Raw genomic sequence first — 1,241 nt, forward strand, 5'->3', positions numbered from 1 at the left:
TCCTTATTCAGTTGATTAATTAAGCTATGATATAAGATAGAATTTTTCAAATCAACTGGTTTTAAAATTACCTTATTATTAAATTTATCTTCTAAAAGTATTGTTCTCTTTCCATTATTATGATAGTCACCTAGGTTAATAACTTTTTCTACATGCATAATATTAAAACCCGACATTTTATGAATTTCTTTTTGATCTTTTTCAAGAGCTTCTTGTAACCAAATCATATAATTTATTTCATTTTCAATGATTGTAAAAATTTTTTCATTTAATAAAGGTAACATTTTAAACAAATTTATATAGAATTTGTTTAAATGAAAGAAATACTTTGTAAAATACTTATATTCTTCATTGGTATCCAATCCTATTAAAGCTTTTTCTGCTCTAAGTTTATTTATGTATACAATTAAGGATGGCCTTAATACTTGATATAGTCTTTTTTCTAAATCAAACTTTATCGATTCAGAAACTCTCTCAACATTACCAAAAAAATCAATTTTATTTTTTATCATACTTTTAAAGAATACTAAATATGTTTGTATTATATTTTGAAAGTTATAGTTTTCGTCATTCTTAATGACATCATTACATGAAAAATTCTCTAAAAAGATAACAAAATTTTCTTCTAGATATTCTTTCGTTACTAAAGAATGTGATCCATTATCTATTGTGTTCAAAATTCCATGTGAATTATTTTTCATAATAACCTCTTCTTTTTATAGGTAGGAGTAATAGTTAGAAATTCATTATCATTAAAGAGAGTAAGGCCTTTTGCCTTACTCTCTTTAACTATTAGCGGCATCTTTTACAAATTGTTTGTCCCGCAATTGTAATGCATGCATAAGGTTTATACCCAGGACAATCTTTAGTTAACGTTTCAATCCAACCAGGTCCTACCCCACCAACTAATTGTTCAATCTCTTCATCTTCTACGACTTGTAAATATTTTTCAGTTTCCATTTCAATACCTACCTTTTTATTTTTTGAAAATGATGTTATAAATTCAATAATTTACCACAACATTGTCTAAAAACAATATACCATTAAATGTTAATAAAAAAAAGATATATTTATAGAAAAATAAAATAATAGGATATTTAACTATATTAATATAATTAAAGGAGACTCACTTACTATATCATTAAAATTTAAAGGCTATTTTTCAAGCTAATATTTTTTAAATTTTATAAATTTATTAATAATCAATGCTGTTTAATAATTTAAATAATTCTTCTAATACC

2 protein-coding genes are annotated in these 1,241 nt (G+C 23.4%); both read right to left on the reverse strand.

Annotation, left to right across the window (positions count from 1 at the left end; translation table 11 throughout):
- The coding region (locus tag GBN78_RS29700; protein WP_152128035.1) for a DUF4135 domain-containing protein at positions 1-701 on the reverse strand (701 nt) is incomplete at its 3' end.
- Between the two features lie 91 nt (positions 702-792).
- Positions 793-960, reverse strand: coding sequence for a type A2 lanthipeptide (locus GBN78_RS29705; protein WP_044585332.1), 168 nt, complete (start codon positions 958-960; stop codon positions 793-795).
- Positions 961-1,241: the final 281 nt, after the last annotated feature.

The sequence above is a fragment of the Bacillus sp. B2-WWTP-C-10-Post-4 genome, assembly GCF_009183805.1.
Lineage (GTDB): Bacteria > Bacillota > Bacilli > Bacillales > Bacillaceae_G > Bacillus_A > Bacillus_A cereus.